This is a genomic window from Vibrio sp. ES.051, from assembly GCF_002563795.1.
Taxonomy (GTDB): Bacteria; Pseudomonadota; Gammaproteobacteria; order Enterobacterales; family Vibrionaceae; genus Vibrio.
The window spans coordinates 1581372-1603297 of sequence record NZ_PDJL01000004.1; the positions used below are offsets into that span (position 1 = coordinate 1581372).

The window sequence follows — 21926 nt, forward strand, 5'->3', positions numbered from 1 at the left end:
GAATTGAGGCATTATGGCTTACAGTACTTTTAACCAAAAAAAGAATGACCAGCTCAAGGAGCCTATGTTTCTTGGTCAATCAGTAAACGTTGCTCGCTACGACCAACAAAAGTTCGAGATCTTCGAAAAACTCATCGAGAAGCAGCTTTCTTTCTTCTGGCGCCCAGAAGAAGTTGACGTATCGAGCGACAGTATCGATTACAACAAGCTACCTGATCACGAGAAGCACATCTTTATCTCCAACTTAAAGTACCAGACGCTGCTAGACTCTATCCAAGGTCGTAGCCCAAACGTAGCGTTGCTCCCGCTTGTTTCTCTGCCAGAGCTAGAAACTTGGATTGAGACTTGGTCCTTCTCTGAAACGATCCACTCTCGTTCATACACACACATTATTCGTAACATCGTCAACGACCCGAGTGTGGTATTTGACGACATCGTAGAAAACGAACATATTCTTAAGCGTGCGAAAGACATCGCGCACTATTACGATGACTTGATCCAAGCAACGAACGATTACCACCGTTACGGCGAAGGTGATCACGTTATCAACGGTGAAACGGTTAAAGTCAGCCTGCACGATCTGAAGAAGAAGCTATACGTCTGTCTGATGTCGGTTAACGCATTAGAAGCAATCCGTTTCTACGTGAGTTTCGCTTGTTCATTTGCTTTCGCTGAGCGCGAGTTAATGGAAGGTAATGCAAAAATTATCAAGCTCATTGCTCGTGACGAGGCCCTTCACTTGAATGGTACTCAACACATGATCAACCTACTACGTAATGGTCAAGACGATTTCTCGTTCATTCAAATTGCAGAAGAAGCAAAACAAGAGTGCTTTGATCTTTTCAAAGAAGCAGCAGAGCAAGAGAAAGAATGGGCAGAGTACCTATTCAAAGACGGTTCCATGATAGGTCTAAACAAAGACATTTTGAGCCAGTACGTTGAGTACATAACGAACATCCGTATGCACGCGGTTGGACTTCCAGCGGCGTACCCAGAAGCAACAACCAACCCAATCCCATGGATTAATGCTTGGTTGTCATCGGATAACGTTCAAGTTGCACCTCAAGAAGCGGAAATAAATGTACACCCATTAAAAACACCTGTTTTTTGTTACGACCCTGCTCACCAACAAGCCGCTTAGGATCCAGTCCAAAAACATTTCATTAGTAGCTATAAAACAAAAATCTAAAATCTGCTGTATTAGTGAATAGAAAAGGAAATATCAGATTATGAAATACTCTACTTTTAACACCCAAAAGAATGACCAACTCAAAGAACCAATGTTCTTTGGGCAAAATGTTAATGTATCACGTTATGACCAACAGAAGTTCTCGGTTTTCGAAAAGCTTATTGAAAAGCAGCTTAGCTTCTTTTGGCGTCCAGAAGAAGTCGATGTATCTACTGATCGCATAGACTATCAAAAGCTTCCTGACCATGAGAAACACATTTTTATCTCTAACTTAAAGTACCAGACACTTCTTGATTCAATTCAAGGCCGTAGCCCAAATGTTGCTTTACTACCTTTGGTCTCTCTACCTGAAGTTGAAACTTGGATTGAAACTTGGTCATTCTCTGAAACTATACATTCAAGATCATACACACATATCATTCGTAATATCGTCAATGATCCATCAGAAATTTTTGATGATATCGTAGAAAATGAAGAGATCTTGAAACGTGCCAAAGACATAGCGCACTACTATGATGACCTTATAGAAGCAACCAATGACTATCATAGATTTGGTGAAGGCAAACATACCATTAATGGTGAAGAAATTGCGGTTGATTTATATCAACTTAAGAAAAAGCTTTACCTTTGCCTAATGTCAGTAAACGCGCTAGAAGCGATCCGTTTCTATGTTAGCTTTGCTTGTTCATTTGCATTTGCTGAGCGTGAACTCATGGAAGGTAATGCAAAAATCATCAAGTTAATCGCTCGTGATGAAGCACTGCATCTTTCAGGGACACAGCATATGATCAACTTGCTTCGCAATGGTCAGGATGATTTTACCTTCATGCAAATTGCTGAAGAAGCTAAGCAAGAATGTTTTGATTTATTTAAAGCTGCTGCTGAACAAGAAAAAGAATGGGCTGAATACCTATTCAAAGATGGTTCAATGATTGGTTTAAATAAAGATATTCTTTGCCAATACGTGGAATATATTACGAATATACGTATGCAAGCAGTAGGTTTGGATGTGGCTTATCCGAGTTCGACTTCAAATCCGATTCCTTGGATCAATGCTTGGCTATCTTCTGACAACGTTCAAATTGCACCTCAAGAAAGCGAGATTAGCTCGTACCTTGTCGGGCAGATTGAAAATGATGTTTCAATTCAAGACTTTAAAGGTTTTGAGCTGTAATGCCAAATCTAAAAATAAATCGAGTTACGACTATCTCATCAAATCCATCGAACACTTTGCTTGAAACGATGGAAAATGCGGGATTATCACCAGAATACAACTGTCGAGATGGTCATTGTGGTGCATGTCGCTGCAATCTCGTATCTGGTGAGATTGAGTATATTGGTTTTGCAATGGCATACACAGAAGGCAATCAAATCTTGCCTTGCATCTGTAGAGCAAAGACTGATCTCGAATTAGATGCTGTTAATTTTACTCATGCAGCAGTTAAAAGTGCCTAATCTAATCTGTGTGATTGGGAGTAATATACATATAGGCTGAATGCAGTCTGTCAGCTTCGTTTCATCGGTGTGATTAGATCTGACAGACTGGCGGATTTATGCCCTATTCCGTACTAGCAACTGAGAAGAAATCCTTCTTAGTTGCCTAAATCACACATGCCCCAAAATCGCTATTCCTCTAACAACGATGGCTAACTGCATTGACGCTGCTTGATTATTTCTGAAGCACTTTCAATATATCAAGACAATGCGTTATTACAGTATGACTATCGCTACTCATATATGCTGTAATGATGGCACCTTCTTTTAGTACACATATGGATTCCAATAATAGCGGGTCGTTGCTACGAAGATGTCGTTGAATTACTTCACGTACCTGCTGTTTATGATGATTACAAAAATGGGCAATTTCACTATTTGTATCGCTAAATTCGGCGGATGTATTAATAAAAAAGCAGCCTCTAAAGTCGCCTAGCTCAGGTTCCTTACTATCAAACCAACTCTCTAATGCATTAAATAAATTGTTAATGACACTGGTATCAGAATCTGACTCGGAAAGCTTACTATCCAACCAGTGTATAAAACGGTCATGTCGTTGGTGTAATGTCGCTAATATCAAAGCTTCTTTACTGTCAAAGTCTGTATATAAGGTTTTTTTAGCCACACCTGCGCATTTCAGAATTTCGTTAATACCTATGGAATTGATTCCGTTTTGATAAAAAAGCGCTAACGCTGTGTCGATTAATATCTGACGTTTTTTACTCATAGACATTCTCCTTTAAAACTATGTTGACATAGGCAGACCGACTTGTCTACCATTCAGCAAGTAGACAAATCGGTCTACTTAACTAAAAGGGAGAGTAAATATGAATCGTATTCTGTTGGCAATTATTGCAGGGATCGGTGCAAGCCTTGCTATTGGAGCATTGTCTTATTTTGAACATGAATTTAATGATATAGCTTTACTAATGGCTCCATTTGGAGCGACCACGGTATTAGTGTTCGGGGTTCCTGAAAGTCCATTGGCTCAGCCTAAAAATGTCATTCTTGGACATGTATTAACGGCTTTTGTTGGTGTTTTATTTGTTCAGTTTATCTGTGTATCGGCACTAAGCTTAGCATTGGCAACGGGAATCGCTGTAAGTGCAATGCTAGTAACAAAAACCACGCATCCGCCTGCTGGTGCTAATCCAATTTTAATTATGCTATCAGGACAAAGCTGGGGATTTTTGATTACCCCTGTTCTCATTGGAGCGGTCATTATTGTATTGATCGGTAAAAGTATCGGCATATTTAGACAAAAATGGCTTGTGAATGCTGCTTGGTTGTGAAAACCAGACAAACAGTCTTTGATTGACAAAAAATTATCAGATGGGGCCAGATATACATCACTTATCTGGCCCTGAATTGAATCATAATTGACCCATTTTGACTAAGTCTAACTAATGTATGCTTATTAGACTTCAGATGACCAATCTTCAGGGTTAGTCAATCGTGTTTTGTCCGAAAAACTCTCGGCACGAATGTCCTGGGGGTTGTAAATAGCGCATGATTCCATAGATAAACAACCACAGCCAATGCATCCTCCAAGATCACTTTGTAGAGCCTTCAACTGTTGAATACGATGCTCAAGCATAGAATTCCAATTCGAGGCCATTTGTGTCCATTGCTTCTGACTTGGTGCCTTATGTTTTGGTAGCTCAGATAATGAATCTGCAATCTCTTCTAAAGTTAGCCCTACCATCTGTGCTGCTTTGATTACTGCTATTCTGCGCAAAACACTGCGATGATAGCGGCGTTGGTTGCCCTGATTACGCCAACTATAAATAAGCTCTTTTTGCTCGTAAAAATGTAAGGTTGATACTTTAATTCCAGACCTTCGAGCAACTTCACCTACCATCATTTCCATATTGTGTCCTCCTATTGAACTGACATTTATTCAAATTATATGAAAAAACACTTTACCTAAAGTTAACTTGAGGTATTAACGTAGCATTAAGTTGGTCTTACAGGGAATAAAAAGAATGGAATTAGAAGTCAAAACACGTACAGAAACATATTTAACTGGGAGATTCTTTGATGGAATATCTTCAGGGCTTTTTATGATGGCTCTTCCTTGGGTAATGCTATTAAGCCCTCATATGGGAGCTTTTGTCGCTATGCTCGCTTTATCATGTACAGCACTTTCATTTATTCTTACGCCTTTTTTCTCAACTCTGATTGACCGATTTTCAAGAAAGCGATTGCTGGTTTTGGTTCAGTTATTACAATCTGGAACTGCCGCTATCGTTGCTGTTTTTTATGAAATTGGGTATGAATCTAACTGGTTACTCGCGGCTGCCCAGTTGGTCTTTTGGAATTCGAGTAACTTAGCTTGGTCAACCAATAATGCCTTTACTCAAGAAAATTTCTATCAAAATGAATATGCTTCAATTTCGGGAAAGCAAGAGATAATTATGCAAGTGACAACTTTAGGAGCTGGGGCTTTAGGTGTCATTTTATTGGAGGCGTGGGGGATGTTTGAATTTTCTAGCTTTGCTGCGATTGCTTCAGGAATTGCTGCTATCAGCTATATGTTGACACCTTATCGCCGACAACTGCTTCAGTCTAGCTCAATCTCTTTTGTAACTCAGTTGAAACAAAGCCGAGAGATATTTATTCAACGGCCACATTTTTACGGTTTCTTACTTTTATCCGCGTTAAGTTACCCAATATTAACGTTCCTTGCCAAGTTAGTACCTATTTGGTTTGCAGAAACTGGTACTTCAGGTGATTGGTTTGCTGGTTATAATATTGCCTTTGGAATGGGGTCATTAGTAACTGGATTATTGATTGGGAAGTTATTAGGTTTAGGCTCACATCAGAGTATTATGATTGGCGCTATGGGGTGTGCAGCTATAATGCTGATAGGAATGAGTTTATCTTCATCGCCATTACTACTACTGTTTTTTACTTTTTTCTTTGGCACATTTAACGCGTTAAATCGCATTGCTAGAACAAACTGGATGCATCATAGTATAAGTATTGACCAACGGGGGCTAGCGGATGGTGGGTTACAGATGTTTTCTACCTTAGCACAAAGTATTAGTTACGTAGCTATCGCATATCTAAGCCACTTTGGTGTAACTCAGCTTGGTTTTTTCTTTGCGGCAGGTGTTATGATTGTGTCAGTTTTGTTTATGATTCGTCTGAATCAAGGGAAAGAGCTTGCTATTAGCTCTGATTAAATCAAGTTTTCACGATATATGACATCTGGTGTAAAACATTTCTACTGTTTTTTTGTTCTTTACGTTGTAATAGATATGGTTTCCAAAATTAGCAGAATCATTTACATTCTCTGTTTTTTTGATAGAGTGCTGACGACCTTTAGAATCTATTTCGATGTATATTTTTTCTTCTTTTCTCACTTGATTGAAAGTGTGTGCAACTTTCGTCATTTTAAATATCATAATGTTACTCCTTCTATGAATCATCTAATCATAAAAAGGGGAACTTACAATAATGAAACTATAATTATAAAAAATAATTATTTTCTTTCCTTCTACGATCTGTAGAAATCAAGATTATTTAAAATAAAAACAATTAGCGTATTGACTAAATGTTTTGTTGGTATATATTTCTAAATAGATACAAGTTATCTATTTCATTATTATTAAATTGAAGAATAGTATTTAAAATATCCTTTGTTTTGTGTGAAGATACTAAAGCAAATCAAAATTAACTCTGAACTAAAGCCATTGGTTCTGATTTGCTTGAACTCTACTTCGGTAGAGTTTTTCTTTTGTATAAGAAAAAAAAGAAGTCTTTCGACTTCCTTTTTCTTTTCTCATTATGCAGGTGGTGGAGTTGCGTTAACGTATAAATCACCTGTTTTGTAGTAAGGGAATCCTCCATCATTACAACCAAATAATCTTACTTCTGAACCTGAAGCTTCATATGTTGGTTCGCCTCCTGCGTCTACGTTATTCGCTTCTATGTTGATTTGAGCACATAGTTCATCACTTTGGCTTTCAGGAATCCAGATATAATCATCTGATAAAGCGTGAAAATCATAGCTATTCCCTTCGCTTAAAATCGGAAAGTCTTTTAAGTAACCTTCAATAACTAAATCTCTAATTGCTACAACTGCATCATTTTTATCTAAGCGTTGTTGAGTGATTGCCATTTCTAAAGTTTGACCGTGTTGCACAAACGTTGAAGCTTCAATTTGTATTCTTGATCTATCTAATGATTCTCCACCATGGTAGATTGAAGTTAATGCTAAAGCTGCTACTAATGCAACTGAAATTATTGCAATAATTAAACTGAACATAATTTTTAATTCCTTTTATATTGTTAACTTTGACTTAGTTAAAAATCCATTTTTTAACTGTCATAAGTATTTAGTTAACATATAAAAAGAAGCCGTCAAAAATTACGTCTAGAATTTTCTTACTTATTATTATGCTTTAAAATTATCACTATAATATTTTACTTAATTAATGGTGTTTTTTTATAAACCTCCTAGCATAAATATTTTTTAATTTTTTTGCTTTTTACTGAAAAAACAAAAGGTGGTTTTGTGTTAAAAACTAAAACTTTAGATTTTATGATTACAAGTTTTTCATTATCTGTTCTGCCTTATAATTGACAATCATTTTATATACTGTAATTTTTATAATATATAACAAATAAAAAGGAGTTGATTATGACGAAGAAAGAGCTACACATTTACTTAATGAAAGAGATAATGAATACATTCTCTTTAATACCAAAAAAAGCAAAGCAAAAAGAAATAGCAAAGATTTTAGGGATCTCACAACCAAGAGTTAGTGAACTTTCTCGACCTGAAGAATTTCATTACAAGTTTTCTATAGATAAACTACTAAGTCTTATGGAAATATTAAACCTTCAGACTTCTATGAAGGTTTTAAAAGGTAACTCACGTAAAGAAGTTAGGAAGCAAATAGAAGAACTAAGAGGTGAATAATTGAACAAGCTCTAATCAGTAGAGCTTGTTCAATTAGAGCCTCAATTAGCATAAACTTATTTTCACAACTAAATTCTAAGATTCAAAAACATCATTTAATAGACAAGAAGTAATCTTAGTAGCATTCGAGTTTGTTGTATTTATTTGAGCGCCATTATTCTTATAGTCGATCTCAGTCAATAAACCAGCACCTTTAATAGTAATATCTTTAATCCCCATTGTCCGAAGGTCTTCAACCGAGTAATACCATCCACTTGTATTTTTCTCAACTTGGCAGCTATTACTTACTGTCTGGCCATAAGTAGTAATTTTTTGGTCTACACCGACATAATTAAAAAACACCGTTTCCTTTACACGCAATCTATTAAGATAAGCCATAAATTGAGACCTGTCTTTCTGTGGTACACTTTGTTCCCAAAGCTCATCAGACTGATGTGTTCCACCATGCCAACCAATCAAAGAATTAGTATTAATTACAACAGATTTTGCAGCAGGTAGTACGTAGTTGGCACAAGAAGAAAAGCATAACTCACTCACTTCCACATCTAGACCACGTTCTTTTACAAAATAACCAAACTCAATTCCTACGGCCATATCGCCACCTGAACTAGTAATCTTGAGTTTTTTTATTGATTTGTCACTTTCTCTGACTAATCGGAGGGCTTCTAACACCGCATCTCCAGTAATCATTCCATTATAAATGAGGGTATCTCTCACAATTTGGATTTTGTGACTAGGCGGGTAAGTGACAACAGTTTCAATGTTTTCTTCTTGGCAACCAGTCAAAAAAGCAAATAGAACTAATAAATATAACTTTTTGGATTTCATAACTAAGTTCCTTAATTTTTTAAACTGTATTTGACAGTACAAGGGTTTCCCACTGCTACACAATCCTCAGGGATATCCTTGCACACAACACTCCCAGCACCAATTACAGTTCGATTTCCAATAGAAACGCCAGGTAAAATAATTGTTCCATAGCCGATCCATACATCATCACCAATACAGACGGGAGCGATTTTCAAACGACTTAGTTCATCTTGCTCTCCTCTACGATCAATCGAGTGACCACTACAATCCATAACAACGACATTCGGTCCAAATATGACATTTTTTCCGATAGATACTGATTTGTATGAACAGATCGAAGTTCCTTGTAAAGTAGTGTTACTCCCGATTGTTATTTGCCCATATTCTGCGTCTGAAACAGAGACACAAGTTAACTTTGTAGGGCTAGAAGGGAAAGCAGGACTTATCGTTGATTCAATATAACAACCAACATCAATCTTAATACATTGTTCGGTTCTATCTGATGACAATGAGGAAGTTCTCTCATTAACCCTTGTAAGGGTGATTGCTGGGCAACCTGAAAAACTTACCCAAGGTTCCATTCCAAAATATTGCCCATAACGATTCATGACCTCTTCATCTGTTAGATCAGAACCATCTATAGGGCAGAGTATTCGATTTGACTGATACAACATTTATTTCACCTCGCTTTAAATGAGTTTGATACTTCTGAAATCACTCCATCTTGTAGAAACAACACACGATCCGCAGATGCTATTGTTTCGGGGCGATGTGCAATCATTAATATAGGGAGATTGACATCTCTAAAGGTCTGACAAACTAATGACTCAGTATGGATATCCAAGCTACTCGTAGCCTCATCTAATATTAAAACATCTGGCTTTTTATAGAGTGCTCTAGCGATTAAAATCCGTTGTTTTTGACCTCCAGATAGACTCCCTCCCATTTCACCTATCAGCGTGTGATAACCCATATTTAATTTTTCAATATCATCGTGAACACCTGCTTTTTGAGCACACTCAATTAGCCATTCTTCGTCTAACTCAGAACCGAAAAAGGTAATATTTTCAATAATAGAGCCACTAAACAGCTGATCATCTTGAAGAACCGACCCTATACGCTCTCTAACTTCTTTTATTGACAGGTTGGAGTTATCAAAAAAATTAATGGTCCCACTCAGAGGTTTATAAATTCCAAGTAGTAATTTAGAAATGGTAGACTTACCACAACCAGAAGAGCCAACTAGCGCAACTATTTCTCCTCGTTTGAGAGAAAATGAGGCATTATTAAGTAAAAGAGGCTCATTTTTACCATAAGAAAATGACACGTCAGAAAAATTTATTAGTTCCTGATGATTATCGTTGTTTAATTGACTAAACTTGAATCCGTGACCATCATTCTTTTCTTTTTCGGTTAATACTATATCTGCAAGCCTCTCGTTATACACAGATAACATTTTATATTCAAAATACTTGTCAATTAATGAACTTATGCTTCCAGAAAAACGACTTTGGTAAGATAAAAACGCAACTAACATACCAATAGTAAATTGTTCATTTAATACTAAGCTAGCTCCAACCCAAAGAACTGAAGCTGAAACTAAACTGATAATAGTTACGTTAATGGTATTATATATCATCCCCAACTTTAGCTCATGAAGTTGGGCATTTCTTCTATTAATATTTAAATTTCGCCACGAAGATTCACGCCAAGGCAAACTACCATTAACTCTTAAACTCAGTATTCCTTTAACTGTTTCTAAAAAATAACTTTCTTCTTTCGTATTTGCTTCCCAAGTATTCTCTTCTGCTCGTTTGAAAGGAGCAAACCAAGCAAATCTTAATAATATATATAGTATTGAAGCAACAATAGCGATGGACGAAAGTGTTGGGCTGTATAGCAGCATAACTATTACCGTACCAATAACTAAAACAAGATCTAGCAATGCTTGGATTACGCTAGTTGTCAGAGTATTTTGAATCACATTGATTGCAGCAAACTTTGCACTGATATTGCCAATATCCCTTTTTTCAAACCATTCAATAGGTAACCGAAATAGATGATGGAACACATTTGCTGTCCATTGCATATTAAAATTAACGGATAACGTAATGGTTGCCCATTCTTTGGCTAGACCAATAAGAGTCTGTGTTGCCGTGATAAGAAGAATTGAAATGATTATCAATATTAGCAAGTTTTCGTCATAACCGACTAAAACCTCATCAATCACTATCTGATTAAGCATTGGTAATAACAAAGCTAACGCCTCTAAAACCAACGCAAACATAAATATTTTAATTAATGACGATTTTAATCCGACTGTCCTACCAATTAAATCTGAAAGTTTAGCTTTGTCCTTTTCATCATTCTTCTTGAAATCATGAGTCGGAGTTAACTCAAGAGCTATGCCAGTGAAATGTTTATTAACTTCAGACATGGTAAGAGTAACAATACCATTCGCAGGATCGTGAATGATAACCTTCTTACCTTTAACTGACTTAAGAACAACAAAATGATTTAAGTTCCAATGTAAAATACATGGTTTTCTTAATTGCTCCAGTTCATCTAAATCAAGTCTAACTGCACGTCCAGAAAGGGAAATCAACTCAGCGCATTCAATCAGCCTAGAAAATGACATACCATGCTGCGTGATACCAAATTTTTCACGTAAATGCCTTAAACTAATTTTACAACCATACCAATCGGCGATCATTGCAAGACAAGCGACACCACATTCAGCGTTTTCAGTCTGTCGCACCAACGCTAACTTTTTGCTGAAGCCCCAATCAATTTTATTGTTTATTTCCACAGCTTAAATCTTCCCTTTTACTGTGTATAATGGTTCTAAGATCCATTCATAGACCTTTCTAGTATCTAACTCTATATCACCAGTTACCGTCATACCTGAAATTAGAGTTTCTTCTTTACCATAAACTGTGATAGTAGATTTTGATAATTCGACTTTGACTCGATATAAACCTTCAACTTCAGTGTTTTTGAGTAGCCGTCTATTTTCGATCATTTCGGGAGCAATAGAAGACTTTGATATATTAGCGATTGTTCCAGTTTGAACACCGAACTTTTCATAAGGAAAGGCATCAAATCTCAATCGTACATTTTGGCCAACTTTAAGAAACCCCACACTTCTGCTAGGTGCGTATAGTTCAACAAAGACTTTTTTACCTTCTGGCACAATAATAAGTAGGGGTTGACCATTAGTCACAGAGTGACCTTCTTCGGCCAGAATCGAAGCAACAATACCACCAATAGGCGAAAGAACTTGACTATCACTATTATGCAAAAACTCTACTTTACTCTGCGTAATTTCTTCTAATTGTCTATCTATATCTTTAAGAGTGATGTTTAGGCTAATACTAAGATTTTTAGAAGTGGCAATTAAGCTTTCCTTTTCTCGTTTCAATCTCTGTAAATTCAAGTTATGACCTTCAACTTGTGATTGTTTAGCCATCAAATCAAGTTTTTGTTTTTGATAGTCTAAATCTGAAAGAAAATTATTTTTTAAAAGAATTCTTTGCTTATCAAGTATTGATTGGGTAAGGGATAATTCATTTTTGGATAAGTTAAGAACATTATGTAAAATAGTTAGTTCCGCTTCTAAGCGTTTAATCTCTTCAGATATAACTTGACGTTCAAAATTAACCTTTTCTTTTTCTTGTTTTCTTCTCTCTGTAATCAACTGATATTGGTTATCAATTGAATCTAAAAGTCTACTTTTCACGCCAATGCCAGATTCATCAAAACGTTCTGTTTGTATTTCATAAAGTGGTGTTAGGCTTTCGACAACCTGTCCTTCTTTTACGAACAACTTATGTATGTAACCTGAGTCATTAGCTTGAACTTTAATCATTCCCCCTAAAGGGCTAACCAAGCCAACTAATGTTTCTCTCCTCGTGTATTCACCAAAAGTTAGAAATGTAACCACAGCAAACAAAACCAACATAGAGCAAAAAAGGTAAACATTTTGATTCAATGAAGTTTTAAGTAAAATTCGACCTTCATTTGTTGTTTTTTGAGCTTCAAAATATTCAGGTCGATATATGTGTTTCCCCCTTGCTACCATATAAATACACTCTTAATCAAGTTCTGTAATGTCTATGCAATTATCTTTGCTTCTAAGTATATTTCTATTTATTTTGGTAGATGAAATGCCAGCCCCACACTGACATATTTTAGTTCGGCAACGGGTAGGTTTAGTTGGGAGATTAATTTCTTTATCGTAAATTGAGCCAATTGGACCATCTTGCATACACCATGCTCGATAAATATCACCTGAAAATGTAACAACCACACTCTCAACACCTGCATAACAATCCCACCCTATAAAATTAACTTTATCATTAATTAACAAATCAAAAGTAGATAATGTATCGACTGAACCATCTGAATATTCAACATTTAAAAAAGCTCTAGGCTCAGGTAGATCTTTTTCATCGGGTCTACCTCTGAATTTTTGCATCAACTTTTCTTGTTCTTTAGTATATGTATATTTATGTGTAATTCCTCCGCTACCAAAACCTTCAAATAAAGGTTGCAATGCGATTGAGCATTTAACTTGCTTCTTTAGATTCATTGCGAAAGCATAACAATCTTCAAATGTAATCGTTCACCAAGGTAACTTGACTCGATATTAACGGGGGGAACAGCCTATAGATCAAAGATGTTGGGGTACGGTCTCTTCGCCACAACAGCCGTGATGATCTCACTCAACACTGACATTGCCGACAAGCCACGTTTTTTGCAGGTTTCGATGAGGGTATGTATCCTACTGCGGAATTTATCGCCTGCATCCGAGGTCGTTCCGAAGCTGATTTTCCTTTGGATTACAAAACCTCTAATACATCGCTCAGCTTCATTATTGGTTAAGGGGATTGACACTATCTTGAGGAAAACCCACAAGCTCTCTCTATGTTTGAGCAGTAACTTGCATCGCCCCCGATATCGCTTGACCATGACATCAGTCCCTTTGCTCAACCAATGATCGAACGATTTCTGCAACCTACGCATTCTTCGTAAGTATAGCGCATAATTTAACTCATCTTGTTCATAACGATGCCGAGTATGGAAAATGGCGTTCGTCAGCAAACAAAGATGTCTGCCAATATAAGCGGTGTGGCCACCGCCACTATAATCCGCCATTTGCTGAAGGTTACGCTTCACATGTGCCCAACATAACTGATGACGGTCTGCGGCTATCCAGTTATAGCTAGGGCACTGGTCGCTGACCACAATGCCTGCATAGTCTTCATCAATGACCTTTTTCGCTGATGAGGTCGAGCGCGAATAAAGTATTTGCTCATAGACAAGGTCATCACTTGCCACTAACCAACACCAGCGAAGGCTTTGTTCATCATTTCTGTGATGAGAGGTCTCGTCAGCATGAATCAAAGGCGCTTTCTTTAATGCTTGTTTTATCGCTTGATGTAATGGCGTTAGCATTGAAGCGACTTTCGTTTGAGCTTCGCTGATCGCGCCAACTGAAAAGGTTGTGCCAAGCTGTTCTTTGAGAAGAGATTGGATTTTTCGAACACTGAGGTGATATTGCCCCGCAAGAACCCCAATGTAACTTAATAAGTTAGGCCCTATAATCCCTTGTGATGCATCGTCAGGCTTTTGAGCCTTGACGGCTTCTTTGCAGTGCCGACATTGACCTGAAAATAAACGGTATTCGGTGATATCGACAGTGGGCTTGGGAATATCAAAGACTTGGTGTCGGTAGTAAGGGCCGTCATGAACATCAATGTCAGACTGTTCGCAACAAGGACAACTATCAGGGAAGCAATCAATAATGATATCCGTGTCTTTTAACGGGGAAAGTTTTCGTTGATGCCCTGTGTGGCCTTTTTTAGCTCCTCTCGAATTGCGACCACCAGAGCTTTCATCTTTTTTCGCTCATGGCGATCTTTAGGACTGTCTGATGAGGGCGATTTTGAAGAGTTTTTGGAGCTAGTGGTAAGCTTATCTTCATAGTGCCTGAGCTGCTCCCACAGCTCATCAATAAGCACCTTAGCCTCATTCAGATCAGAGACTTTAGGTGGTGCGTCTTGGTATTTAGGAGCTTTTTTTCTAGTCATATAACTATGATGAAGCTCAAAAATGATCACTCAATACCTAAAGTGGGATCAAGTGCTAGAGGTCACAGTTTTTATGTCAATAGGGTTTGGTGAACACTTACCTTCAAATTGACTAGGATCCATCATCACATTAACATGTAATCGAGTAATACGGGATGCTTCCAATATTTTAGCCACTTTGATGAAATGAGTTTCACTCTTAATATCATTTACATGATAACTTAAACTAACACCATTTAAAAACTGAACATTTTGTTCCCACCATTTCAAAGATTTTGAACCATTCGAAATAATACTAACTAATCCTTGGTGTTCACAAATATATCTGATCAAATCAGGAAAATATCGTAACAAGGTTACTTCACCACCCCCAAATTCAAAATAAGGGTTAAAACGTAGCTTACTTGAATGTTCAATAATTTTTTTCACAAAAAATATTACCTCCTCATATTTTGGATGCTTGATCGTTCCACCATTTAGATCAGAGTGGCAATAATTACATTTATAATTACAATGATTCATCAAAGCCCAGTTAATACCAAAGTAAGCTTTATCATTATTAATTTTTAGTAACTTATTCATAGTTAACCTTAAACCAAGTCAATTGTTTATAATTCGAGTAGTAAAGAACATTATAATAACCGCACCATATAATTATATGTAACCTATAGCCTACAACTTCAAAAGCTCAACTCAAATATAAATCCATTTAGGCAAATTACTTTAAATTTATTATAAGTCAGTTTAACTTATGATTTCATCTTTCTGACAACCAATTCACAAGCGGAAAATATAATTACCCCAGAAATCACCGCGATAATAAATGAAATATACTTACTATTTGTTAAATCAAATATGAACGAATAAACAAGTGCTGTAGAAAAAGAACAAAAAAATATTTTAAAGTACATATCCAAACCCCTGAAATGAAACCTACTTCAAAGAAGAAATAGGTTTCAAAATTAAATTTTAATATCCGTTACCCATTCCGCCAGTTGGAGAACCCATCATTCCACCTCCAGATTGTAACCCATTACCCATATATCCACCTGAACCTACATTGGAAGTACTCCCACCTTGATTACCATTGTTACCGCCTTGAGCTGCAACCATGCAACTACCAGTTACAATACTTGAAACTGTACTGACAATATTACTATTTTTTGTAACTAACCCAGCACCAACGGCTGCGACCCCTCCAACTATCGAACAACCTATCACCTCTCCGTAGCCTCCATCGCCACCACCATCAACCATCATGATTTCTTCTGCATTCAAATTGTACATATTAATTTCCTTTTATTTATACAGTAAAAGAGTACTGCGCTCATAATTGATTACTCGAAGTTTATCTAGTTAACCAATGTTTCTTTCTACCAATCAATTCGTCTAAATAACCTGTTAGATTTGGTAGCCAAGTAATAGTTTCCAAGAGTAATGAGAATAGAGGAGCTTTGAACATTGTTTTGTTGTCAATGTCAGTTTTTAAGTCGTAGTCTTTTATATATTCATTAACTAAGTACAGATATAAAGACATATTGAGCAATCCTATTACCAAAGGAATCCATATCTGGAATACAATCATTAACCCTAATAAAATTAAGCTTGACGGAAAAATATATTGTGCTGCTGTTATAATAAACCATGGAGTTGAGCACAAACCTGCAAACCAATGTGTTTTCCAAGCTACAGCATAAGCTTCAACTCGACCTCTAGCCCACCTTCTCCTTTGTTTAAACAGACTCTTTACATCCGTTGGACATTGAGTAGTTGCTCTAGCTCTTGGCGCATAACCAGTCTTATATTTATTTGATATAGCCTTCCAACACCATGCAATATCTTCGACAAGCCATTCACTCCATCCACCTAACTCTTTCACAACACTTGCTCTATGAGCAACAAATGCACCTGCTAACACTGGTACACACCCCAACCTGTCTTGAGCTGCTCTTATTGCCCCATAAAAACTAATATGTTCATAATGTTGTAATAGCCCAACAAAGCTATCTTGATAATTATTAGGTGTAATATACCCGCATACTGCCGCATAACGCTTGTTTGACCATAGCTTTTGAACGAGTTCATAAATCCCATTTTCTTCGATAAATGTATCACTATCGACAACAACATAAACATCACCTGTAGGAATGCCTTCTTTTAACACGTAATCTAAAGCAAACCCTTTACGTCCTTCATTAAATGGTTTTTTTATTAATTTATAATTTTGTTGTCTAACCGTAGACAGCCATTCTTCAACTACTTCTGTAGTGCCATTTGTTGAGCCATCATCAATCAAGAGAACTTCCATTTCATGTGGGTAGTTTTGCTTTTCCAAGAAGGATAGTGCTTTCAATAGCAAACCTTCATCTTCATTATAAAATGGTACAAAAACCGTCACAGAAGGCGTTTTAGTATTTTGACTATGTTCTTCGATATATTTATACGCTACTAAAAGCACAATCGTTGTTAACAATGTTATTGAAGAGCTTACAATTAAGAAAACTTCTATCCAGTCGTACATAAATTTAACCTTTACAATAATATTCAATTAATTCATTTACAGAACATTTCGTATAACCTGACTTAATAACATTTTTATCGTTAAGTATCTTAAATGATGAATATTTAAACTTTCTAAGTTTAAAACTTATGTCTCCGACTTTTAGCCCTTCTTCTTTTGCAGACCTAACAATAGTTTCTATAAAATCATCTGCATTAAAATCACCTAGAACTCTTCTATGAAGCGAAACGAATGATTCTTTCAATTTAAACGCTAACTTTAAATTTTCAGCGTCTTTTTCCTCCACCCCTAACTCATCAAGTAAGGCGAAATTTTCATGATAATTGAGATGATTAAGAAACTGATCTATCAGTCTTTTTTCTTCGGTTTTGGAAATAGAGTCCTCAAATGTCGTGTAGTTATTCAACGTTGTTATTATGTTTTGTAACCAATTAGTAATAAGGAGGTGATCATCCCAAACGGCTCCAACTCCATCGGCAAGCACATAGTTCCCGAAATCAGGCACTGCTGTTATCGTTCCGAAATCTAAAAACCGACCATCAATTCCAATATTTGAACTTGTCAAAGATCCATGTGGTATCCCTTTGATTCTTGAATATGCTATTTGTTTGGCTATTTTGGAGATTAGTGAATCCAAACAAGTCAATAGCTCGTCTTTTGTAGAAAGCTCTTCGTTACCGACCTCAGATGCGATGTTCAGGTACTTAATCGCTTCTCTTACTCTATTTGCATCATTTAATCGCAACTTTTTATTGTCATAAGAAGGCCAAAAAAAAGTGGCTCTCTCAAAATGAGCAGGACGAATAGCGAATTCTCTAATGGCTAAAGCACAAGGTTTTTTAGGTTTGTCATCTAAATATAGAAATTCTTGCTCTACATTGGTTTTGATAATTGCGACTGTTCTAATTGCTCCTAAAGGTAGATGTTTTTGGCATATTTCACCCCAAATAGCTTCTGATATAGCTTCATCTAAAAACAACTTACCAGTAGAATGTGATTCGCTCATGTTCTGGGCTAGTAAAGGGGTTATACCAATCCCTTTGACTTGGAAAGCACCATCAAATCCACATCTAGCGCTCCCGCCATTACATACTTCATGTCGTGATCCATATCGATCAGCCCAGAAAACCTTACGCCGCTCACCCAAAAGTCGGTAATCTTCTGTATAGCCATCCGAAACATAGGCAAATTCATCTAGTAACAGGTTTTCTATTTCTTCAATTTGCCCTGAAATACCATAAAGACGCAAAAGTTCTTTGTTTAACCAAACAACTTCCGCACCTTTTAATCTTCTACACTCAAAAGGTACAAATGAAATAGTAGGTAACTTTTTATTAAAAACATCACATTTTGACGTAGTTACTTCAGTCACATTATTAAACATAAGAATATTTCCTATTATGTTTAGTGATTAAACCATAATTATCTCGAATACAAATATTGATTTGTTTAAAAGAAACATTTGCGTCTTTTCTAGCTTTTTGATATAGACTTCGAACAACAGATTTAGACATTGTATTATCAGTAATAGCAAGATCTACAATTATTAGATGTTCTCCTTCATTCCAACACATTGGATGAAGAGCAAAACGTTTCTGAGTAAGGTATTTATTTAATGTTTTCTTACTTACCCAAGCCCATAAAACATAACCGAAAGGTTCTAAATCCCCTTCATTTTTCAATAAAAAATATTGATCATGAAGGATTGCTGGTTTAACCCAGTGCAAAAAAGAACGAACATTAATATCCGATCTATCTGCTATTTTTGCGGAAACTTCTAAAAACTGCCCTAATTCTTGGAATACCTCTTGCTTATATTTCCCTTTCTGTCTATGTCCAATAAACTTTTCATTGATAACACCAATACAGGGCTTACACAAATCACACATAATTAACCACACATGCCACAAGATGGAAGCACAATTAACCACAATTTATACATGATCAATTCCTACGCACTTAACTTGCGAGTAACAATACATAATTCGCTATATCTAGTTGTAGCGCTTTTGGATGTGGTTTACGGGAAAAATGAACAATCTGGTTTATTCAACCCAGAGCCTAACAACGAAAAGCTTATGAGTGTGTTTGACACTCTGAATGATAAGTATGGGCGTGATACTGTGTTTCTCGGTTCACAAGGCACACAAAAGAAGTGGGAAATGAGAAGAGATCTTTTAAGTCCTCAATACACAACTAATTGGAAGCACATTCCAGTTATTAGTTGCAAATGAAAAAAGCCACTGTTTAAGCGGCTTTTCCTAAGTTTTATTTGTGCTAATGTGATTTGTAATGCTAATACAGGTAATGCTAATACAGGTAATGCGAATCATGCGCTTACGGGCAAGCTCTTCTGATAAAATGCCGATTCTTGCCTTCATACCATCCTCACTCCTATATGCTGTGCTATGTCTTTTACAAGCAGGTCTAGAAAGTGAACAATGTTCTGATTCTCACAAGAACGTTCTGTTAGCTACTCCCGCTTTTTATTGACGCAATCACTTTTAACAAATCTGCCGCGATTGCTGGACATTTATCGTTCATAAAAACCGTTACTTCATCACCGAATTTCATGGTTACGATACCGTTCTTATCGACACTTAACAGCGCGAAAGACTGCCTCAAATCAAGAGTCGAGTTACTGGCGTTAGTCGTGGTGTCAGCCATTTTCCCCTCATCGCTAGCGAGTATGCTTACAAAAAGGGCAACAATTGTTACCCAAGATGTTTACTTGATTGTTCTGTTTAACTTTTCGACGGTTTCAATGGAATGTTGAAATATCGCGTCCTTTACTAACATGAACTCTTCCCCTGGAAATTGTTTATCTATAGAGCTAAGTGCGTTACCAAATTGAGAGAGAAAATATGAGATGATTTCGAGGCATTCCACCTTACTGATACCGACCTGACTCGCTGTCTGCTCTATGTGCCGAAAGAGAATTTTGTTGATATGGTATTTGTATCCTCTCGATGCTTTCAGTCCTATTGCTAACTTTAGTTTTCGCTTATTTAAGCCTCTCTTACCGATAGCGGGGTAAGCCGACAAAAGATCGTAAAACGGCGTTAGTTGATAGCATCCATTTGAATCGATATGCACAGAAAAATTCTTGAGATGACCATCTGTCGCACCAAGAAGATACTGTAAAACCAAGAACTTAAAAAAGTCATGATTGTTCGCCTTACTTTCCGCAGAGAGACTCAAAACATCAACAATTTTGGAGACTCCTTGGTTGCTCTCCGATTGATATTTTTTTAGTTCAGGCACACCGAAAATTTGGCAGAAATCTTCTTGGTGTCTACGAGACACAACTCCTTCGCCAAAACATCGGTCGAACCTTTCCACAGCAAGAGCTTTAGCTCCTGATTCAGTCTCTATTATCTCTATATTGGGAACGTTAAAACCAAGTTCCTTGGCAATTTGAGTACAGATGAATTCATTCTCAATGCTGCTGCTCATATCTAGTACCGAATTGCTTTGTGCAATCACATCCATTGGATATTTAACGATGTGGCTACTCAGTGATTTCCCTTGAGGCACGTACCATTTACCATTCAACTTAGTCAACGTTGTTTTTCGCTGTGTCCCCGAAATACAAGGTCGATAGTTTCCAAAGAATGGGAGAAATGATTTACGTAGCGTAATGAGTTGATCTAATTCATTTGTCGAGATTTCTCGATATTGCCATTCAGTGTTTGGAGGTTCCTTGCTTCCTGAAAATGAAACACCACCAGTGCAATCGTGACCAATTTTGGAGAGTAAACTTAGTGCATTTTGGGATTGCACTCCGACCGAGTGAGCAAGACTAAATCGTTCTTCCATTGAATCAGGAAGAAGATTATGCGTAAAGTTCAATGCATTAAATGATGAAATCTCTCCCTTTCTTAGTGGCAGGCTTAACGAGATCGGGAAGGCTGTATCATATGCTAACCATTCGTCAGAATATGAAAATGACCAGTTAGTCTTCGATTGTTGGATAAACTGCCCCACGAGCATATTGTTGTTTGCGGCATATGCGTAAAGTATGGAGTTGTACAAATTAACTCCTGATCTTTGTAACAGTCACACGCTACATCCTATTTGATTCTGAACGGAGAGTGTCGATTGTTAGCGTAAGGGCATTCAGCATTCCATTTAGCTTCGCCGTTTCAAAGTTTAACGTTCGTGTTCGTTCTGCGATGACATTTTGAATTCTTGGAAAGCATTCACTCAATTTTCTATATGCTTCTGCCTCTCCTGCTAGTTCTGTTTTTTTGGTCTGTACAGAGTCAATCTGAGCTTGTACATGTTCAAGCACCTCAGAAAATTCATCTTCACTGCCATTTTTAGAAGTAAAAGGGCTAATACGGCACCCTGACATTGGTACAATGGAAGTGTTTTGATTCCATATTTTCACAAATTCAGGGTTTTGATCCCATTTCGGGGATAGCTGTATAAGTAGTTCCTCTTCTCTCAACCGACATATTTGTCGATAAGCAATTTTTCTCAATTCTTTTTCATCAAACTTTTCGTAACCTATATCGATTTGCTTCATACGTGAAACGAAGTCGTTAAGTGTGATCTTCTCATCACTCTCTAGGGAGTTGTAAATACTAAAGAATGGTTCTCTTAATCGTACAGTCATTGGGGATGCCTTAGCAAACTACCATTAACCCAATATAATGGGTTGAAATAGAAAGATCAACGTAGGAAAAAGGAGGTAAATCTGAAAACAACTTCATCTCGAAGTATCTAAAAATTAAAATCCATAAAAATGAATAAGATAGTGCGCGAGTTTGCAAAAAAGCTACATACCCAGAGAACCATAAAAAAAATTTCCCAAGAGAAACTTAGTTTAGCGTGCGGTTTTAACAAGAAGTTAGTCGGCATACTGGAGCGGAGTGAACAGAGAAT

Annotated in this window: 23 protein-coding genes and 1 pseudogene; 7 read left to right on the forward strand and 17 right to left on the reverse strand. The window is 36.8% G+C overall.

Annotation, left to right across the window (positions count from 1 at the left end):
- Positions 1-13: 13 nt before the first annotated feature.
- From nrdB (ATG66_RS13945) to yfaE, 3 genes and pseudogenes are all read left to right on the forward strand, one after another.
- Positions 14-1081, forward strand: a pseudogene (nrdB, locus tag ATG66_RS13945) (class Ia ribonucleoside-diphosphate reductase subunit beta); the annotation flags it as partial.
- 148 nt (positions 1082-1229) lie between these two features.
- Positions 1230-2363 carry a class Ia ribonucleoside-diphosphate reductase subunit beta gene (gene nrdB / locus ATG66_RS13950; protein ID WP_098415835.1) on the forward strand — a complete coding sequence of 378 codons (1134 nt, stop codon included), beginning with the start codon at positions 1230-1232 and terminating at the stop codon, positions 2361-2363.
- Positions 2363-2644 (forward strand): class I ribonucleotide reductase maintenance protein YfaE, encoded by a 282-nt coding sequence (gene yfaE / locus ATG66_RS13955; protein WP_098415836.1) that lies wholly within the window; start codon positions 2363-2365, stop codon positions 2642-2644. The genes nrdB (ATG66_RS13950) and yfaE overlap by 1 nt, the downstream gene beginning before the upstream one ends.
- A 214-nt stretch (positions 2645-2858) precedes the next feature.
- On the opposite strand, the gene ATG66_RS13960 is transcribed toward yfaE, so the two are convergent.
- Positions 2859-3410, reverse strand: coding sequence for a TetR/AcrR family transcriptional regulator (locus ATG66_RS13960; protein WP_098415837.1), 552 nt, complete (start codon positions 3408-3410; stop codon positions 2859-2861).
- A gap of 100 nt (positions 3411-3510) precedes the next feature.
- Between ATG66_RS13960 and ATG66_RS13965 the strand changes: the two genes are divergently transcribed.
- On the forward strand, positions 3511-3975 hold the full coding sequence (locus ATG66_RS13965) for an HPP family protein (protein WP_098415838.1): 465 nt from the start codon (positions 3511-3513) through the stop codon (positions 3973-3975).
- A 125-nt stretch (positions 3976-4100) separates the two neighbouring features.
- On the opposite strand, the gene soxR is transcribed toward ATG66_RS13965, so the two are convergent.
- Positions 4101-4553, reverse strand: a complete 453-nt coding sequence (soxR, locus tag ATG66_RS13970; RefSeq protein ID WP_098415839.1) for a redox-sensitive transcriptional activator SoxR — start codon at positions 4551-4553, stop codon at positions 4101-4103.
- Positions 4554-4668: 115 nt separating this feature from the next.
- Here soxR and ATG66_RS13975 point away from each other — a divergent pair, with 115 nt between their 5' ends.
- On the forward strand, positions 4669-5871 hold the full coding sequence (locus ATG66_RS13975) for an MFS transporter (RefSeq protein WP_098415840.1): 1203 nt from the start codon (positions 4669-4671) through the stop codon (positions 5869-5871).
- A gap of 602 nt (positions 5872-6473) precedes the next feature.
- On the opposite strand, the gene ATG66_RS13985 is transcribed toward ATG66_RS13975, so the two are convergent.
- Complete coding sequence (locus ATG66_RS13985) at positions 6474-6956, reverse strand: hypothetical protein (protein ID WP_098415842.1); 483 nt, start codon at positions 6954-6956, stop codon at positions 6474-6476.
- A 375-nt stretch (positions 6957-7331) separates the two neighbouring features.
- On the opposite strand from ATG66_RS13985, the gene ATG66_RS13990 reads away from it, so the two are divergent.
- Entirely contained in the window at positions 7332-7613 is a 282-nt protein-coding gene (locus ATG66_RS13990) for an XRE family transcriptional regulator (RefSeq protein ID WP_098415843.1), read from the forward strand.
- A gap of 75 nt (positions 7614-7688) precedes the next feature.
- Here ATG66_RS13990 and ATG66_RS13995 read toward each other — a convergent pair whose 3' ends face one another.
- The 11 genes from ATG66_RS13995 to ATG66_RS14045 all read right to left on the reverse strand — a co-directional run bounded on the left by ATG66_RS13995 (position 7689) and on the right by ATG66_RS14045 (position 18925).
- Complete coding sequence (locus ATG66_RS13995) at positions 7689-8441, reverse strand: hypothetical protein (protein WP_098415844.1); 753 nt, start codon at positions 8439-8441, stop codon at positions 7689-7691.
- Between the two features lie 11 nt (positions 8442-8452).
- On the reverse strand, positions 8453-9097 hold the full coding sequence (locus tag ATG66_RS21145; protein WP_306471567.1) for a DapH/DapD/GlmU-related protein: 645 nt from the start codon (positions 9095-9097) through the stop codon (positions 8453-8455).
- Between the two features lie 5 nt (positions 9098-9102).
- On the reverse strand, positions 9103-11232 hold the full coding sequence (locus ATG66_RS14005) for a peptidase domain-containing ABC transporter (RefSeq protein WP_098415845.1): 2130 nt from the start codon (positions 11230-11232) through the stop codon (positions 9103-9105).
- 3 nt (positions 11233-11235) lie between these two features.
- Positions 11236-12504 (reverse strand): HlyD family secretion protein, encoded by a 1269-nt coding sequence (locus ATG66_RS14010; protein ID WP_098415846.1) that lies wholly within the window; start codon positions 12502-12504, stop codon positions 11236-11238.
- Between the two features lie 12 nt (positions 12505-12516).
- Positions 12517-13014, reverse strand: coding sequence for a hypothetical protein (locus ATG66_RS14015; RefSeq protein WP_179885671.1), 498 nt, complete (start codon positions 13012-13014; stop codon positions 12517-12519).
- Between the two features lie 74 nt (positions 13015-13088).
- A protein-coding gene (gene tnpC / locus ATG66_RS14020) for an IS66 family transposase (protein WP_098414497.1) occupies positions 13089-14515 on the reverse strand; the annotation gives its coding sequence in 2 pieces (ribosomal slippage) (positions 13089-14323 and positions 14323-14515; 1428 coding nt in all).
- A 48-nt stretch (positions 14516-14563) separates the two neighbouring features.
- Positions 14564-15097: a radical SAM protein gene (locus ATG66_RS14025; RefSeq protein ID WP_143699702.1), complete on the reverse strand. Its 534-nt coding sequence runs from the start codon at positions 15095-15097 to the stop codon at positions 14564-14566.
- Positions 15098-15484: 387 nt separating this feature from the next.
- Positions 15485-15802, reverse strand: a complete 318-nt coding sequence (locus tag ATG66_RS14030; RefSeq protein WP_098415847.1) for a hypothetical protein — start codon at positions 15800-15802, stop codon at positions 15485-15487.
- A 61-nt stretch (positions 15803-15863) separates the two neighbouring features.
- Entirely contained in the window at positions 15864-17036 is a 1173-nt protein-coding gene (locus ATG66_RS14035; protein ID WP_098415848.1) for a glycosyltransferase, read from the reverse strand.
- 4 nt (positions 17037-17040) lie between these two features.
- Positions 17041-18420 (reverse strand): protein adenylyltransferase SelO family protein, encoded by a 1380-nt coding sequence (locus ATG66_RS14040; RefSeq protein ID WP_098415849.1) that lies wholly within the window; start codon positions 18418-18420, stop codon positions 17041-17043.
- A complete protein-coding gene (locus tag ATG66_RS14045; protein ID WP_098415850.1) occupies positions 18413-18925 on the reverse strand; it encodes a toxin-activating lysine-acyltransferase in 513 nt (170 codons plus the stop codon). Before ATG66_RS14045 ends, ATG66_RS14040 begins: the two co-directional genes overlap by 8 nt.
- Before the next feature lie 189 nt (positions 18926-19114).
- Between ATG66_RS14045 and ATG66_RS14050 the strand changes: the two genes are divergently transcribed.
- Positions 19115-19270: a DUF4113 domain-containing protein gene (locus tag ATG66_RS14050; RefSeq protein ID WP_257145754.1), complete on the forward strand. Its 156-nt coding sequence runs from the start codon at positions 19115-19117 to the stop codon at positions 19268-19270.
- A gap of 235 nt (positions 19271-19505) precedes the next feature.
- Here the strand turns inward: ATG66_RS14050 and ATG66_RS14055 are convergent, their stop codons facing one another.
- The 3 genes from ATG66_RS14055 to ATG66_RS14065 are packed head-to-tail and all read right to left on the reverse strand — an operon-like array spanning position 19506 to position 21657.
- A complete protein-coding gene (locus tag ATG66_RS14055) occupies positions 19506-19703 on the reverse strand; it encodes a hypothetical protein (RefSeq protein ID WP_098415851.1) in 198 nt (65 codons plus the stop codon).
- A gap of 60 nt (positions 19704-19763) precedes the next feature.
- Positions 19764-21071 carry a HipA domain-containing protein gene (locus ATG66_RS14060; protein ID WP_257145746.1) on the reverse strand — a complete coding sequence of 436 codons (1308 nt, stop codon included), beginning with the start codon at positions 21069-21071 and terminating at the stop codon, positions 19764-19766.
- Between the two features lie 31 nt (positions 21072-21102).
- Complete coding sequence (locus tag ATG66_RS14065; RefSeq protein WP_098415852.1) at positions 21103-21657, reverse strand: hypothetical protein; 555 nt, start codon at positions 21655-21657, stop codon at positions 21103-21105.
- Between the last annotated feature and the right edge of the window lie 269 nt (positions 21658-21926).